Annotated in this window: 13 protein-coding genes; 6 read left to right on the plus strand and 7 right to left on the minus strand. The window is 57.7% G+C overall.

What is annotated here, in order from left to right:
* Nucleotides 1-112 precede the first annotated feature (112 nt).
* Nucleotides 113-358 (minus strand): septal ring assembly protein ZapB, encoded by a 246-nt coding sequence (zapB, locus tag CDA56_RS00595; protein WP_009652751.1) that lies wholly within the window; start codon nt 356-358, stop codon nt 113-115.
* Between the two features lie 442 nt (nt 359-800).
* On the opposite strand from zapB, the gene CDA56_RS00600 reads away from it, so the two are divergent.
* Both CDA56_RS00600 and glpK read left to right on the plus strand, forming a co-directional pair.
* Nucleotides 801-1,652, plus strand: a complete 852-nt coding sequence (locus CDA56_RS00600; protein WP_004855525.1) for an MIP/aquaporin family protein — start codon at nt 801-803, stop codon at nt 1,650-1,652.
* A gap of 21 nt (nt 1,653-1,673) precedes the next feature.
* Complete coding sequence (glpK, locus tag CDA56_RS00605) at nt 1,674-3,185, plus strand: glycerol kinase GlpK (protein ID WP_004126722.1); 1,512 nt, start codon at nt 1,674-1,676, stop codon at nt 3,183-3,185.
* A 950-nt stretch (nt 3,186-4,135) separates the two neighbouring features.
* Here the strand turns inward: glpK and gltS are convergent.
* Nucleotides 4,136-5,338, minus strand: a complete 1,203-nt coding sequence (gene gltS / locus CDA56_RS00610; protein WP_014227262.1) for a sodium/glutamate symporter — start codon at nt 5,336-5,338, stop codon at nt 4,136-4,138.
* Nucleotides 5,339-5,625: 287 nt separating this feature from the next.
* Here gltS and CDA56_RS00615 point away from each other — a divergent pair, with 287 nt between their 5' ends.
* The 4 genes from CDA56_RS00615 (at nt 5,626) to CDA56_RS00630 (ending at nt 12,019) form a co-directional block, all read left to right on the plus strand.
* The gene (locus CDA56_RS00615; protein ID WP_004855527.1) at nt 5,626-7,017 is read left to right on the plus strand and encodes a nucleobase:cation symporter-2 family protein; all 1,392 of its coding nucleotides are present in this window, start codon (nt 5,626-5,628) and stop codon (nt 7,015-7,017) included.
* Between the two features lie 145 nt (nt 7,018-7,162).
* Nucleotides 7,163-8,878 carry an AsmA family protein gene (locus CDA56_RS00620; protein ID WP_014227263.1) on the plus strand — a complete coding sequence of 572 codons (1,716 nt, stop codon included), beginning with the start codon at nt 7,163-7,165 and terminating at the stop codon, nt 8,876-8,878.
* A 188-nt stretch (nt 8,879-9,066) separates the two neighbouring features.
* Nucleotides 9,067-10,626 carry a PTS transporter subunit EIIC gene (locus tag CDA56_RS00625; protein WP_004855529.1) on the plus strand — a complete coding sequence of 520 codons (1,560 nt, stop codon included), beginning with the start codon at nt 9,067-9,069 and terminating at the stop codon, nt 10,624-10,626.
* A 13-nt stretch (nt 10,627-10,639) separates the two neighbouring features.
* Nucleotides 10,640-12,019, plus strand: a complete 1,380-nt coding sequence (locus CDA56_RS00630) for a family 4 glycosyl hydrolase (RefSeq protein ID WP_014227265.1) — start codon at nt 10,640-10,642, stop codon at nt 12,017-12,019.
* A 79-nt stretch (nt 12,020-12,098) separates the two neighbouring features.
* Here the strand turns inward: CDA56_RS00630 and CDA56_RS00635 are convergent, their stop codons facing one another.
* From CDA56_RS00635 to CDA56_RS00655, 5 genes are all read right to left on the minus strand, one after another.
* A complete protein-coding gene (locus tag CDA56_RS00635) occupies nt 12,099-12,830 on the minus strand; it encodes a MurR/RpiR family transcriptional regulator (RefSeq protein ID WP_014227266.1) in 732 nt (243 codons plus the stop codon).
* 159 nt (nt 12,831-12,989) lie between these two features.
* Complete coding sequence (locus CDA56_RS00640) at nt 12,990-13,664, minus strand: D-lyxose/D-mannose family sugar isomerase (protein WP_102804063.1); 675 nt, start codon at nt 13,662-13,664, stop codon at nt 12,990-12,992.
* Entirely contained in the window at nt 13,645-14,577 is a 933-nt protein-coding gene (locus tag CDA56_RS00645; RefSeq protein WP_064405997.1) for an ROK family protein, read from the minus strand. Before CDA56_RS00645 ends, CDA56_RS00640 begins: the two co-directional genes overlap by 20 nt.
* A gap of 50 nt (nt 14,578-14,627) precedes the next feature.
* On the minus strand, nt 14,628-15,488 hold the full coding sequence (locus CDA56_RS00650) for a ketose-bisphosphate aldolase (protein WP_004855534.1): 861 nt from the start codon (nt 15,486-15,488) through the stop codon (nt 14,628-14,630).
* A gap of 80 nt (nt 15,489-15,568) precedes the next feature.
* Nucleotides 15,569-16,420 carry a class II fructose-bisphosphate aldolase gene (locus CDA56_RS00655; RefSeq protein WP_025107611.1) on the minus strand — a complete coding sequence of 284 codons (852 nt, stop codon included), beginning with the start codon at nt 16,418-16,420 and terminating at the stop codon, nt 15,569-15,571.
* Nucleotides 16,421-16,424: the final 4 nt, after the last annotated feature.

A 16,424-nucleotide genomic window follows, 5' to 3' on the forward strand; every position in this document is an offset into this window, starting at 1 on the left:
GTGCCAGAAAGCGGACTGATGATTAAAGAATAAAAAAAGATTGGCTATAACTTGTGAGTATATAGAGCGGGGGAGAGTTTGCCCCCTCCCGAACGGGAGGGGGCGGGAAGCATCAGACTTCTTCCATGCGGCCCAGCAGCGCCTGCAGACGATCCTGCCAGCCCTGCTGCTGTTCTTTCAGCTGACCGTTTTCACGCTCAAGCTCTTCACGGCTGTGCTGCGCGCTCTGTACTTCCTGCGCCAGCGTGTTGTTCTTCTCTTTCAGCTCTTCGATTTCCATCTGTAACAGAGTGATGGTATCAATCGCCTGCTGAACTTTAGATTCTAATTTCTCAAACACTTCTAATGACATCGTCATACCTCTCCTGAACTTGCAAGGCGTTGATAGAAACCGTCCGTTTCGTATACGCGTTGACGCCTTAACGAAAATTAGCGCACTACAGTGGTGATGTAGTCGATTGTATGAAGCCCCGCCTCCCCTGTCCAGCGACAACCCGCGTAGATTGCGGTTTGCAACACTTTTCAGCCTTTACCTGGTCCGTTCGCCGCTTTTACCCGGTACTTTTTCGTAATTGTTAATCAACACGTAAAAAAATGTGCGGTGAAACGCTCCCGCAAAAGGCCGAACACGCGTTTATGGCGCGAAAACGCTCATTTTCTTGACGTGGTACACACATTTGAATTTCGATATTTCTCGTTTTTGTTCGTTAACGATAAATTAACACTATGCCTACATGGCAGCGTGGTCGCCTGCGACCTTCACACATACAATAATCATCACTACGCTTCAGGATTCGATTATGAGCCAAACATCAACACTAAAAGGCCAGTGCATCGCAGAGTTCCTCGGTACCGGGTTGTTGATCTTTTTCGGCGTTGGGTGCGTCGCTGCGCTTAAGGTCGCGGGAGCCAGCTTCGGTCAGTGGGAAATCAGCATCATCTGGGGTCTGGGCGTCGCCATGGCGATTTACCTGACCGCAGGGGTTTCCGGTGCGCACCTTAACCCGGCGGTCACCATCGCGCTGTGGCTGTTCGCCTGCTTTGACGGTCGTAAAGTTGTTCCATTTATCGTTGCGCAATTCGCTGGCGCCTTTTGCGCTGCGGCTTTAGTTTACGGGCTTTATTACAATCTTTTCTTCGATTTCGAACATACCCACAATATGGTGCGCGGTAGCGTCGAAAGTCTCGAGCTGGCAGGCATTTTCTCCACCTATCCGAATCCGCATATCAATTTTGTGCAGGCCTTCGCGGTAGAAATGGTGATTACCGCTATCCTGATGGGCGTCATTCTGGCGCTGACCGACGATGGTAACGGCGTGCCGCGTGGCCCGCTGGCGCCGCTGCTGATTGGTCTGCTGATCGCCGTCATCGGCGCATCCATGGGCCCGCTGACCGGCTTCGCCATGAACCCGGCGCGTGATATCGGACCGAAAGCCTTCGCCTGGCTGGCAGGCTGGGGCAACGTCGCCTTCACCGGCGGCAAAGATATTCCTTATTTCCTGGTGCCGCTGTGTGCGCCAATCGTCGGTGCTGCGCTGGGCGCATTCTGCTACCGCAAGCTGATTGGCCGCCACCTGCCTTGCGACACCTGCGTCGTCGAAGAGAAAGAAGCCGCATCCCCCTCTACGACGCAACACAAAGCTTCGCTGTAATCTGACTACGGGACTCATACTATGACCGACAAAAAATATATCGTAGCGCTCGACCAGGGCACCACCAGCTCCCGCGCCGTGGTAATGGATCACGATGCCAATATCGTCAGCGTTTCTCAGCGAGAATTCGAACAAATTTATCCGCGTCCAGGCTGGGTTGAACACGACCCGATGGAGATCTGGGCATCGCAAAGCTCTACGCTGGTCGAAGTGCTGGCAAAAGCCGATATCAGCTCCGATGAAATCGCGGCGATCGGCATCACCAACCAGCGTGAAACCGCCATCGTGTGGGAGCGCGAAACCGGGAAGCCGATTTATAACGCCATCGTCTGGCAGTGCCGCCGTACCGCCGAAATCTGCGAACAGCTCAAGCGCGACGGCATGGAAGAGTACATCCGCAAGGCCACCGGCCTGGTGGTTGACCCCTACTTCTCCGGCACCAAAGTGAAGTGGATCCTCGACCACGTCGAAGGCGCGCGCGAACGCGCTAAACGCGGCGAGCTGCTGTTCGGTACCGTAGACACCTGGCTTATCTGGAAAATGACCCAGGGACGCGTTCACGTGACCGACTACACCAACGCCTCGCGTACCATGCTGTTTAATATCCACGAGCTGGACTGGGACGACAAAATGCTCGACGCGCTGGATATCCCGCGTGCCATGCTGCCGGAAGTGCGCAAATCTTCCGAAGTGTACGGCCAGACCAACATCGGCGGTAAGGGCGGGACGCGTATACCGATCGCCGGCATCGCGGGCGACCAGCAGGCGGCGCTGTTCGGCCAGCTGTGCGTGAAAGAGGGGATGGCGAAAAACACCTACGGTACCGGCTGCTTTATGCTGATGAATACCGGCGAGAAAGCGGTGACGTCAACGCACGGCCTGCTGACGACTATCGCCTGCGGCCCGCGCGGTGAGGTGAACTATGCGCTGGAAGGCGCGGTGTTTATGGCGGGCGCCTCTATTCAGTGGCTGCGCGATGAGATGAAGCTGATTAGCGACGCGTTCGATTCCGAATATTTCGCCACCAAAGTGAAGGATACCAACGGCGTGTACGTCGTTCCGGCGTTTACCGGCCTCGGCGCCCCGTACTGGGACCCGTATGCCCGCGGCGCGATCTTCGGCCTGACCCGCGGCGTGAACTCCAACCATATTATTCGCGCCACCCTGGAGTCGATTGCCTATCAGACCCGCGACGTGCTGGAAGCGATGCAGGCTGACTCCGGGATCCGTCTCCACGCCCTGCGCGTTGACGGCGGCGCGGTCGCCAACAACTTCCTGATGCAGTTCCAGTCCGATATTCTCGGCACCCGCGTGGAACGCCCGGAAGTCCGCGAAGTCACCGCGCTGGGTGCAGCCTATCTGGCCGGTCTGGCGGTCGGTTTCTGGCAAAACCTGGATGAACTGCAGGAGAAAGCGGTCATCGAACGCGAGTTCCGTCCGGGGATTGAAACCACCGAGCGTAACTATCGCTACAGCGGCTGGAAGAAAGCGGTAAAACGCGCGCTGGCGTGGGAAGAGCACGACGAAGCGTAAGATGGGGGAAGTATTCCCGGCTGGCGGCGTAAACGCCTTAGCCTGGCTACCGCCCGCAGACCGCACAACCCCGTAGCCCGGCTAAGCGCAGCACGAGCCGGGGAGAAACCGCGTCGATATATAAATCCCGGGGTATCCCCGGGTTGCGGCGTAAACGCCTTACCCGGGCTACCGCCCGCAAACCGCACACCCCCGTAGCCCGGCTAAGCGCGGCGCGAGCCGGGGGGAAACCGCGTCGATGTATAAATCCCGGGGTATCCCCGGGTTGCGGCGTAAACGCCTTACCCGGGCTACAGCCCGCAGACCGCACACCCCGTAGCCCGGCTAAGCGCGGCGCGAGCCGGGGAGAAGCCGCGTCGACGCATAAATCCCGGGGTATCCCCGGGTTGCGGCGTAAACGCCTTACCCGGGCTACCGCCCGCAGACCGCACAACCCCGTAGCCCGGCTAAGCGCAGCGCGAGCCGGGGGGCAACCGCGTCGATATATATATCCCGGGGTATCCCCGGGTTGCGGCGTAAACGCCTTACCCGGGCTACCGCCCGCAGACTGCACACCCCGTAGCCCGGCTAAGCGCAGCGCGAGCCGGGGGGGAAACCGCGTCGATGTATAAATTCCGGGGTATCCCCGGGTTGCGGCGTAAACGCCTTACCCGGGCTACAGCCCGCAGACCGCACACCCCCGTAGCCCGGCTAAGCGCAGCGCGAGCCGGGGGGAAACCGCGTCGATGTATAAATCCCGGGGTATCCCCGGGTTGCGGCGTAAACGCCTTACCCGGGCTACCGCCCGCAGACCGCACAACCCCGTAGCCCGGCTAAGCGCGGCGCGAGCCGGGGAGAAACCGCGTCGATATATAAATCCCGGGGTATCCCCGGGTTGCGGCGTAAACGCCTTACCCGGGCTACAGCCCGCAGACTGCACAATTCCGTAGCGCACCGCCTCCGGGTTTTTATCAGCCAAATACCGGCAGCAGCAGATAGAGCTTAATCACCAGCGCGTTAACGATATCGATAAAAAACGCGCCCACCATCGGCACCACCAGAAACGCCATGTGCGACGGACCGAAACGGTCGGTAATCGCCTGCATGTTGGCAATCGCCGTCGGCGTCGCGCCGAGGCCGAAACCACAGTGGCCGGCTGCCAGCACCGCGGCATCGTAGTTTTTTCCCATCATCCGGTAGGTCACAAACACCGCATACAGCGCCATAGCCACTGCCTGAACCGCCAGAATAATAATCATCGGCAGCGCCAGCGACGCCAGCTCCCACAGCTTCAGGCTCATCAGGGCCATCGCCAGGAACAGCGACAGACTGACGTTACCCAGCACCGACACCGCGCGGTCGAACACGCGGTACAGGCCCAGCGCCGACAGGCTATTGCTCAGGATCACGCCGATAAACAGCACGCAAACGAAGGTGGGCAGTTCAAATACGGTTCCCGCCAGCAGTTGCGCAACGATCTTCCCTACCGTCAAACAGATGGCGATCAGCGCGATGCTCTCAATCAGCACCAGCGATGTGATCATGCGCCCCATATCCGGCTTTTCAAACGCGGTCGGCGCGAGCTGATCGTCCGGCGTACCGTCCGGGGAGGAAGAGTGCTTAACCAGATAGCGCGCCACCGGTCCGCCGATCAGGCCGCCCAGGACGAGGCCGAAGGTTGCGCAAGCCATGGCCACTTCGGTAGCGTTGGCAAAGCCATAGCGTTCAACAAACAATTTACTCCACGCCGCGCCGGTACCGTGGCCGCCGGAAAGGGTAATCGAACCGGCCAGCAGCCCCATCAGCGGGTCGAGGCCAAGCAGCTTCGCCATGCCGATTCCGAGCGCGTTTTGCAGCAGCAGCAGCCCCACCACCACAATCAGGAACGTCCCCAGCACTTTGCCGCCGGAGCGCAGGCTGGCGAGGTTGGCGTTCAGGCCGATAGTGGCAAAGAAAGCCAGCATCAGCGGATCTTTGAGGCTCATATCGAAATCGATTTCGATATCCATGCTTTTCTTTAATACCAGCAGCGCCAGCGCGACCAGCAGGCCGCCCGCAACGGGTTCAGGAATGGTGTATTTCTTCAGGAAAGGGACGGTTTGAACGAGTTTTCTACCCAGTAGCAACACGAGTGTTGCGGCAACGAGCGTCGATAAGGTATCGAGATGAAACATAAAAAAGAGCTCCTTATAGGCGCATGATCCATTCACACGCGACGGTATTCCCGGTGTCGATTGCTTCTCATCATGAGTAATCGGGAAGGGATTTTAAGCAGAAGTACGGAAAAAAGGACAGGAAAAGATATTTTGTAGGGATAATGATGCGATCAAGCATACAAAATGTTAATAAATATTTGACACTTATTCCCTGCTTAAATATTTGCCGCTAAAGAGTGGCAAACGTTTGCTTTTGGTCTACAGTCCGATAAAATCCCCGCTTTGCCACCTTTGGGATTGTTGTGATGTCCGTTAACACCGCAGAATCAGAAAATGCGCAACCGGTTGCGCATAAGCAAACCAGCGAATTAATCTACCGCCTTGAAGACCGCCCGCCGCTACCGCAAACCCTGTTCGCCGCTTTCCAGCACCTGCTGGCGATGTTTGTCGCGGTCATCACTCCGGCGCTGTTAATTTGCCAGGCTCTGGGCCTTCCGGCTCAGGATACGCAACACATCATCAGCATGTCCCTGTTCGCCTCCGGCGTGGCCTCCATCATTCAAATTAAAGCCTGGGGCCCGGTGGGGTCTGGTCTGCTCTCGATTCAGGGCACCAGTTTTAACTTCGTCGCGCCGCTGATTATGGGCGGGACCGCCTTGAAAACCGGCGGCGCCGATGTTCCGACCATGATGGCCGCGCTGTTCGGCACCCTGATGCTGGCCAGCTGCACAGAGATGGTTCTCTCCCGCGTTCTGCATCTCGCCCGCCGCATTATTACCCCGCTGGTCTCCGGCGTGGTGGTGATGATTATCGGCCTGTCGCTGATTCAGGTTGGCCTGACCTCCATCGGCGGCGGCTATGCCGCCATGGCCGACCATACCTTCGGCGCGCCAAAAAACCTGCTGCTGGCAGGGATCGTGCTGGCGCTGATTATTATCCTTAACCGCCAGCGCAACCCGTACCTGCGCATCGCTTCGCTGGTTATCGCGATGGCGGCCGGCTACCTGGCGGCATGGCTACTCGATATGCTGCCGGCCAATACCGCGCCGACGGAAAGCAGCCTGATTATGGTACCCACGCCGCTGTACTACGGGCTGGGCATCGACTGGAATCTGCTGCTGCCGCTGATGCTGGTGTTTATGATTACCTCGCTGGAAACCATCGGCGATATTACCGCCACCTCTGACGTCTCCGAGCAGCCGGTTTCCGGCCCGCTATATATGAAGCGTCTGAAGGGCGGCGTGCTGGCCAACGGTCTGAACTCGTTTGTTTCGGCGGTATTCAACACCTTCCCGAACTCCTGCTTTGGCCAGAACAACGGCGTGATACAGCTGACCGGCGTCGCCAGCCGCTATGTCGGTTTCGTGGTCGCGCTGATGCTGATCGTGCTCGGCCTGTTCCCGGCGGTAAGCGGCTTCGTGCAGCATATTCCTGAGCCGGTGCTCGGCGGCGCGACGCTGGTGATGTTCGGCACCATTGCCGCCTCCGGCGTGCGTATCGTCTCCCGCGAGCCGCTGAACCGCCGCGCGATCCTGATTATCGCCCTGTCGCTGGCCGTCGGCCTCGGCGTTTCCCAGCAGCCGCTGATCCTGCAGTTCGCCCCTGACTGGCTGAAGAATCTGCTCTCCTCCGGTATCGCTGCTGGCGGCATCACGGCGATTATTCTGAATCTGATTTTCCCGCCAGAGAAAAACTGATCCTTTCTGACGCTCCGGCCACGCGATGCTGGCCGGAGCGTCAGCATCATCAACCTCACATCATCTCATTACACAATTCCTGTCTTGAGGATTGCGCATAATTCGGGCATAACAGCCTTATGTGCCTCGCTCAGGATCGAAGACCATGAAATTTCTCAGAAAGCTGATTCTCTGGCTGCTGATTGCCCTGCTGGTGGTGATTATTGCCGCTTACTTCCTGCTGCAAACCCAGTGGGGCGGGCGCCAGGCCAGCGCCTGGCTAAGCGACGGTACCGGCTGGAAGGTCTCTTTCAACAAGATGGACCATAATTTCTCCTCGCCACTGCACCTGCAGCTGCAAAACGTCACCCTCGGACGCGACGGCAAACCCGCCACGCTGGTGGCGCAAACGGTGGATATCGGGTTTAGCAGCCGCCAGTTTAGCGACCCGCTGCATGCTGACGAAATCGTCCTCAGCGACGGCACGCTGAACTTCTCCCCTTCTTCCGCGGCGCTGCCATTCGCCGCCGACCGTCTCCAGTTGCGCAATATGGCGTTCAATAGCCCTGAGAGCGACTGGGATCTGAGCGCGCAGCGCGTCACCGGCGGCGTCAGCCCGTGGGCGCCGGAAGCGGGCAACGTGCTCGGCAAGAAAACGCAGATTCAGATGAGCGCCGGGTCGATGACGCTCAACGGTATTGAAGCCAGCAACGTGCTGATTCAGGGGAATATTGATAACGGCGAAGTGTCCCTCTCGACCATTGGCGCGGACGTCGCCCGCGGTACGCTCACCGGCACGGCGAAACGCAGCGCCGACGGCGGCTGGCAGGTCGATAATTTGCGGCTCAACGAGATTCGCCTGCAAAGCGATAAATCACTCGCCGACTTTTTCGCGCCTCTGACCACCCTGCCGTCACTACAGATTGGTCGCCTTGATGTGACCGACGCCAGCCTGCAGGGGCCTGACTGGGCGATCGCCGGCCTCGATCTTAACCTGCGCAACCTCACCCTGAGCCGCGGCGACTGGCAAAGCCAGGAGGGTACGCTGTCGATGAACGCTAACGAATTTATTTACGGCTCGCTGCACTTCCTCGACCCGATCCTTAACGCCGGATTCTCGCCGCAGGGCATCGCGCTGCGCCAGTTCACCTCACGCTGGGAGGGCGGGATGGTGCGCACGTCCGGCAACTGGCTGCGCGCCGGCCATGCGCTGGTGCTGGATGACGCGGCGTTCGCCGGGCTGGAATATACGCTGCCAACCAACTGGAAGCAGCTGTGGATGGCGCCGCTGCCCGACTGGCTGCAAAGCCTGACGCTGAGAAAGTTCAGCGCCAGCCGCAACCTGATTATCGATATTGAACCGGCGTTCCCGTGGCAAATCACCGCGCTCGACGGCTACGGCGGCGAGCTGCAGCTGGTGAAAAACCGCAGCTGGGGCGTGTGGAGCGGTAGCGCGACGCTGAACGCCGCCGCCGCGACCTTTAATCGTATTGATGTCCGCCGCCCGTCGCTGAAGCTGAGCGCCAATGCCTCCACGGTGAACGTTAACGAGCTCAGCGCCTTTACCGAGCGAGGGATCCTGCAAGCCACCGCGGCGGTGTCGCAGCTCCCGCAGCGCCTGGTCAACCTGAGCCTGAACGGTCGCGGCGTGCCGCTGAATATTTTGCAGGCCTGGGGATGGCCCGCGCTGCCGGTCTCCGGCGACGGTAACCTTCAGCTGACGGCGACCGGCAGCGTGCTGGCGGATGCGCCGCTGAAGCCGACCGTCAACGGCCAGCTGAGCGCGATAAATATGGAGAAACAGCAGGTGGCGCAGGTGATGCGCAACGGGGAGGTCACCAGCACCCAGCCCCCTTCAGCGCCGGCGACAACGACGCCCTGACTTTCCCCCTCCCTCTCCCCCACGGGAGAGGGGCCTGTTCCCTTCGCGAAACCTGTTGCCATTAAGCGGCTGTTTGTACCTATTTCCCGCAACCTGTTCCTTTCAAATAGCGGACTTGCTATAACAAAAATACTGGAAGTTAAAAAAATAATTAAAGTCCCTGAACCTACAAAAATAAAGGAACGACCATGTCTGTAATACGTCAACGTATTCTGGAGAATATGCAAAAATTCTCCAGAGCAATGATCGGTGCAGTATTGTTCTTGCCGGTCATCGGCTTAATTTTGGCACTCAGTTCAGTCTTAACTAACCCAACATTAATTTCGGAGACCAGTTTTTTACACCAGCTCGGACAGCTCCTCGGCGATACCTTCTGGCCATTATTTGGCAATCTGGGATTACTCTTTTGCGTCGGTATCAGCTATGGCCTGGCAAAAGATAAAAAAACCGAAGTGGCGCTGGTGTCGGTAATGTGTTTTATCATGTTTCTTGGCGCTAACCACTCGTGGCTGGAACATACCCACGGACTCGCGGAAAAAATTAACGGCGAATATTACGGTACCGGGCAGACTCAGCTGCTGGGGTTTGTGGTAGTCGATATGGGGGTCTTCCTCGGGATTATTCTCGGCTGCACCATCGCCTGGGTGCATAACAAAGTCTCGACGATTGAACTTCCCGGCGCGCTCTCCATGTACGGCGGAGCCAAGCTGACGCTGGTGGCGATGACCCCGGTCGTCATTTTCTACGCCATCGCCTTTACCTGGATCTGGCCGTTTATGACCCACGGCATCGCGGCGCTGACCGGCTTTATGAAAAATGCCGGCGTGGCGGGGGTCTTCGTCTATGGCTTCTTTGAAAAATTCCTCATCCCCACCGGCCTGCACCACTTCGTCTGGTCGCCGTTCCAGCTCACGCAAATCGGCGGTACGCTGAACGTCGACGGCCAGGTCGTCTCCGGCACCCAGGCGATTTTCCTCGCCTATATGCGCCACCCGGATTTAACCCCGGTGATGAACGAGGCGCTGCGCTTCTCGCAGCAGGGGATGACCACTATCTTCGGCCTGGCCGGCGCCTCGCTGGCGTTCTACCACACGGCGAAACCGGAGAAAAAAATGATGGCCAAAGCGATTCTGCTGCCGGCCATTATCACCTCCATGCTCACCGGCATCACCGAGCCGATTGAGTTTACCTTCCTGTTCGTTTCGCCGCTGCTGTGGGTGATCCACGCCACCTTAACCGCGGCCTCGCAGGCGATTTGCGACATCTTCACCGTGCGTCCCTGGGGCGCTTCCGGGCTGATTGAGTTCCTGATTTACAACCTGCCGCTGCCGGTCTCCCTGACGCGCTGGCCCGGCTACGTGCTTATCGGGATTGGTCAGTTCGCCGTTTACTACGTTATCTTCCGCACGCTGGTCGTTAAGTTGAATCTTAAAACGCCGGGTCGTGAAGACGATGAAAATGTGAAGTTATATAGCAAAGCTGATTACCGAAAAAAAATGGGCGAACCGCAGTCGGTGACCAACGAGATTATTAATGGTCTGGGTGGTAAAGAGAACATTATTTCCGTCGATAACTGTTTCACCCGCCTGCGCGTCGCTATTCATAATATGGATCTGGTTGACGATACGATATTAAAAAGCACCGGCGCAAATGGCGTAGTACGAAATCGAAATGAAGTTCAGGTTATTTACGGCGTCAAAGTGGGACAGGTTCGTTCCCGGGTTGATAGCTGGCTAGCAGAAAATTAATTGGGAGTGATTTATGAAATTAACCGTATTAGGCGGGGGCGGCGTTCGCTCTGCGTTTCTGGCGAAATCTCTGGCATATAACGCGCATCGCATTGGTTTAACGGAAGTGGTCTTTCTCGACAGCTCCGCGGAGAATCTGACAATATTCGGCGAGATCGCCCGCTATGTGTTTAATGCCATTCGCCCGGATATTCATTTCAGCGTAACCAGCGACCCGGTGCCGGCGCTAAAAAATAGCCACTATGTGATAACCACCCTGCGGGTGGGCGGCGATGAGAGCCGGATCCGCGACGAGCGTATCGCCCTGGCGCACAACACGCTGGGCCAGGAGACCACCGGCGCGGGCGGTTTCGCCATGGCGATGCGTTCCATTCCGGCGATTCTTCACTACTGCCGCCTGATTGAAGAGCACGCCGCCGAAGATGCCATTCTGTTTAACTTCACCAACCCGTCAGGGCTGGTCACCGAGGCGATTATCAAATCCGGCTTTAAGCGTCGGGTGTACGGCATCTGCGATGCCCCGTCGGAGCTGATTCGCGAGCTGCCCGAGATCCTCGGCTGCGACGAGCGCGATCTCGGCGTCGAGTGCTACGGGCTGAACCACTTCTCCTGGTTTACCCATTTCACCGTGCGCGGCGAGGATGTCACCGAGCGCCTGATCGCCAGCCCGGACCTGTATCGCAAGACGGCGATGCAGTACTTTTCGCCGGAGCTGGTTCAGCTATGCGATAAGCAGCTGCTTAATGAATATCTTTACTACTACTACTATCGCGAAGTGGCTTTGAAAGCGATTCAGAACGCGCCGGAAACCCGCGGCGAGCAAATTGCGCGCATCAATCACGATATGCGCGAAGCGCTGCTGACCGTTGATGTCAAAGCCAACCCGGAAGCGGCGTTTACCATCTGGATGAAGCACTATCTGCGCCGGGAAAATAGCTATATGCAGAACGAGTCGCAGCAGGAAAAATTCCATACCCGCGAGCCGTTGACCTTAAAGCAATTTATCGAGGAGCCGGATACCGGCGGCTACGCGGGCGTGGCGCTGGATATTCTGGAGGCAGTGAACAGCACCACCACCAAGCGCATCGTGGTATCGATGCCCAACAACGGCACGCTGGACTTCCTGCGCCCGGATGATGTGATTGAGATCAGCTGCGACCTGAGCAAAGAGGGCCTGAAGCCGGTGACGCCGAAGCATGTGCCGACGGCGCAGAAAAACATGATCGCCAGCGTGAAAGAGTATGAGCGGCTGGCGGTGGCGGCCATTCTGCAGCGCGATAAATCGCTGGCGGTACGGGCGCTGATGGCGCATCCGCTGGTAGGCTCTTATTCGCTGGCAAAAACGCTGGTTGAAGCCTATCTCGACGATAAGCAGTTCGCCGACTGGCAATAAACGCCCGGTGAAATCCCCCGGATGGCGGCTAACGCCTTATCCGGGCTACCGGATCGCAGCCGATAGCCCGGACAGGCCCTCAGGCGCCGCCTCCGGGGATCCCCGTCTGCATAAACCACATCTTCAGCAGCCGCTCAAAGCCGAGTATGCAGTAGCCAAAAAAGGGGTTACTCCAGTAAATATCATCATCGAACTTCTGCGGATCATGGATGATAAACGCCGTATCCGCCGCCTGCGCCAGCGGGCTTTGATAATCGCCGGTAAAGCAGACCAGGTTAATCTCCTTTCCTTCCAGCGCCTTCACCCAGTTCAGCGCCGAACTGCTGCGTCCGGATTTGGAAATAATCCAGATCGAATCAAATTTGGCGGCGTTCTTCTGCTCGAGGATTTCGTAATCCGGCCACAGCGCCAGGCTGGCATTCACCCCGGTCACCAAAAATTTATTATAAATATACTGGGCGATCAGCTGCGAAAAGCCGCTGCCGTGAATCAAAATGCGGTGATGTTGCAGGCTTTCCAGCAACGGCGTTATCCGCTCCACCGGCTGAATGCTCATATAATCGATGTCGTTGGTCACATCGAGTTTGGGCATAGTAATATTGAATTTAATAAAATAGACCAGCTCCAGCCAGCCGCTGAATTTCAGCTTTTTCGCCAGGCGTACCAGCGAAGAGGGATTGCTATAACAGTGCTCCGCCACGGCGCGGATCCCTTCGCGAACGCATTGCTCAGGATCGTTCTGAATAAAACGCAGCACGGTCATTTCCGTTTTGCTTAGCTTAACGTCACGAAAGATGTTTTCTAAATCCATACCGGGCTCCTCTCAGCGCTAAACTACGCTATCACCCGGCGGCGCTGGCGTCTGTGGCATCAATCACCAGAATGAAATGAACGTTACTTTTTTAGACAAAATGGAATAAAAAAACCCTCCGGTAAGGAGGGTGGTGGATTCGACAACGTCTATCTCTTTTCAGCGCCCGTACTCACTGCACAATAACCATTTTTTCGGTTCATCTTCCTGAATCATCGGGAAGCGGCCGCTATCTTCCAGAAAACGGTTGTCGCGCTTATCATCGTTCACCATCGAAATTTCCCAGCCCATCACCAGCGCGTTTTCAGCCCAAAAACGGTGGTACAGCGTGGGCGGCAGGCAAACGCCCTCCCCGGGGTTAAGAACCAGGGTTTCTCCCGGTTTCAGCGTGCGCTGGCGGCCATCAACCTCGACGCTCACGCTGCGCTGCATATCCAGCCGTTCATCTTCTGTCGCCCATGCCAGCTGCAGACAGAGCCGGCCGCCGCCGCGGTTCAGAATATCTTCCATTTTGTGATAATGAAAATGCCAGGGGGTTTGCTGATCCTGCTGAATCTGCAACATCTTCTCGGCGTAGGGCTTGGGATAGCGCGAATCGCCCGGCGCGCCGTTACGCAGGGTCAACAGCGTCAGTCCGGTTTCCTGAAAACGGCCGCTGCCAAAATCGGTAATATCCCAGCCAAGCTGTAGATCCCAAACTTCTCGCCACTCTTCAGTCCGCTTTTTCACCCAGATATCGGCGGTAAAGCAGGCAAACTCGGGTAAGCAAATGCGAAAGGACTCGGCGATAGCATGCGCTTTATCAATCGCGTAGTTAATCTGTGAACGTTTCATTTTCGACTCCGCTGCGGACGGCCAGCCAGGCTGCGCCGCGCATGCCGCTACTGTCACCATGTCGGGCAGGCACGATGGGGGTGGTGAAATGGTCGGTAAACACCAGCGGGGCGACATCCGCCTCCAGGTCGTTCACCAGCAGCGCTACGTTAGACAGACCGCCGCCGAGAACAATCACGCCGGGATCGATAAGATTCACCACCGTCGCCAGCGTCCGCGCCAGCTGCTGGCGAAAGCGCAGCACCTGCTCGCAGGCGGCATGCTCGCCCTCCAGCGCCCGGGCGATAATAGCCTGACTGCTGAGCGCCTGCCGGGTCATCAAACGATAGCGCGCGCTCAGCCCGGTGCCGGAAATAAAGGACTCGACGCAGTTATATTTTCCGCAGTAGCAGCGCTCGGGCGGCCCATCGTTGACCTCCTGATATCCCGGCAGCGTGATATGCCCGCACTCCGCCGCAATCCCTGACGCGCCGGGGAAAATCTGGCGATTAAGCGCAATACCACCCCCGCATCCGGTCCCCAGCGTCATGCCAAATACCAGCGAATAATCGGCACCTGCGCCATCGCAAGCTTCTGATAAGGCGAAACAGTTGCCATCGTTCGCCAGCACAACCGGCTGGCCCAGGCGCTGCTCAAGCTCATCCTGTAAGCGGCAGCCGTTGATGACCTGAATATTGGCATTGCGGATCTTGCTGGTCTGCGGGGAGATACTCCCCGGCAGGGCGATACCGATAGCCAAAGGCTGAGCCAGCTCATCCCCAATCGTGGTGATTAACGCCACCAGCGTTGCGATAAACTGCTGCCGGGTCTGTTTTCGCGTTTCAACGCGAAAACGCTTCCATTCATGGCCTTGTTCATCCATCACTACGGCGGCGATTTTGCTCCCGCCAATATCCAGCCCCAAATACTTCATACCGGCCTCCTTATTCATAGCGAGGCAGGTTTCCCCGCCCCGCCGGGGGATTAGTACAGGCTGGCCTTGCCGGTAGAGCCAAAGAGCTTCATTTTGTGGCGAATCACCTTCCGCGCGGCGTTAATCGGTTCCGGATAAATGACATTCGGATCCCACCATGTCTCTTTTGTCAGAATTTCGCGCACTTTCTGGAAATAGGCATATTTCATATCGCTGGAAATATTGATTTTGCCGACGCCAAGCGTAACGGATTCCGCAATTTCCGCATCCGGATTAGCCGAGCCGCCGTGCAGCACCAGCGGAATCGACAGACGCCCGGCGATATCGCGCAGAATGTGCATCTGCAGCTCCGGCTGCATCCCCTTCGGATAGATACCGTGCGCGGTGCCAATCGCTACCGCCAGCGTATCCACGCCGGTACGGGCGACGAAATCTTCCGCCTGCGCCGGGTCGGTATAGGTGACTTCTGACACGCCGCCTTCCACAGAGGTTCCGGTCTGGCCGATGGTCCCCAGCTCACCTTCGACCGACACCCCCACCGCGTGCGCCAGCCGCACCACTTCGCGGGTCAGGGCCACGTTTTCTTCATAAGGCAGCAGCGAACCATCGATCATGACCGAGGTGAAGCCACACTGAATGGCGCGCAGAACATGTTCCACCGAGGCGCCATGATCCAGATGCAGGGTGAAAGGCACGCGGCTGCGCTGGGTGATATCCCGCACGTAGCTAAAAAACGCGTCGCCAACAAAATCGTGCTCGCTGGGGTGAATGGAAATAATCGCCGGCGTATTTGTCGCTTCCGCCTCTTCCACCACGGCGCGAATAAAACAGCTATCCGCCACGTTAAATGCGCCGATAGCAAAACCATGTTCACGGGTGGGTTTAAGTAATTCGTGCATTGAAACTAACATCGTTATTCTCCAGTTTCAGGGTGTGGTAAGCCCTGCCAGGGCATACGGGCGCCGGCATGGAAGGCCTTACTGAGATTTAATCAGGCTTTGTTGATTGAGCCGGATGCGTGTAAATAGGGAACGATGGCGTCAGCGCTGGCCTGCTCCATCACCGATAGCGCATCGGCCAGCTCAATGGTGCTGTCGTGGCACAGGGTGTGCAGCAGCGCCGCTTTCCCCGCTTCAAATACCGCCGCCCCAACGTTGATTTTTGCGACCCCGAATTCCGGGCAACGTTGCAGCTGCTCGAACGGCGTACCGCTCCCGCCGTGCAGCGCCAGCGGCACGGATGACGCGCGCTGTATCTGCGCCAGGCGGTCGAAATCGAGCTTCGGTTTTACGCCGGGGGCGTACATACCGTGGGCGGTTCCCACGGAGACCGCCAGCAGATCAATCCCGGTCTGTTCGATAAAGGGAGGGACGTCCTGCGGCTGGGTCATTAAATCGGCATTGCTGGCCTGGTCGTAGCGCGGCGCATCCGCCAGGTGCCCCAGTTCGCCCTCCACGCACAGCCCAACGCTGGCGGCCAGTTCAGCGACCTCTCGGGTCTGGCGGATGTTCTCCGCCAGCGCGAACGCCGAAGCATCGATCATTAACCCGCTAAATCCGGCGCGGAAAGCCTGACGTATTTTTATCGGCTCTTTGCCGTGATCGAGACTTAACGTCACGGGTACGCTCGCTTCCTCCGCTAGTACCCTGACTACCGCCGCCGCCGTCGTCGCCGGAAAGTGCGACAGATGCCCCTGATACAGGTTGAGAATAATCGGCGCGCGATGTTTTTCCGCCACGCGCACCGCCGCGCGTGCGCTTTCCAGGTTCATGCAGTTAATCGCCAGCAGGGCATACCGTTCACGCCAGGCTTTGATCACCATACTTTTCATATCGGCAAACATAGGG

Source organism: Klebsiella michiganensis (assembly GCF_002925905.1).
GTDB classification, from domain to species: domain Bacteria; phylum Pseudomonadota; class Gammaproteobacteria; order Enterobacterales; family Enterobacteriaceae; genus Klebsiella; species Klebsiella michiganensis.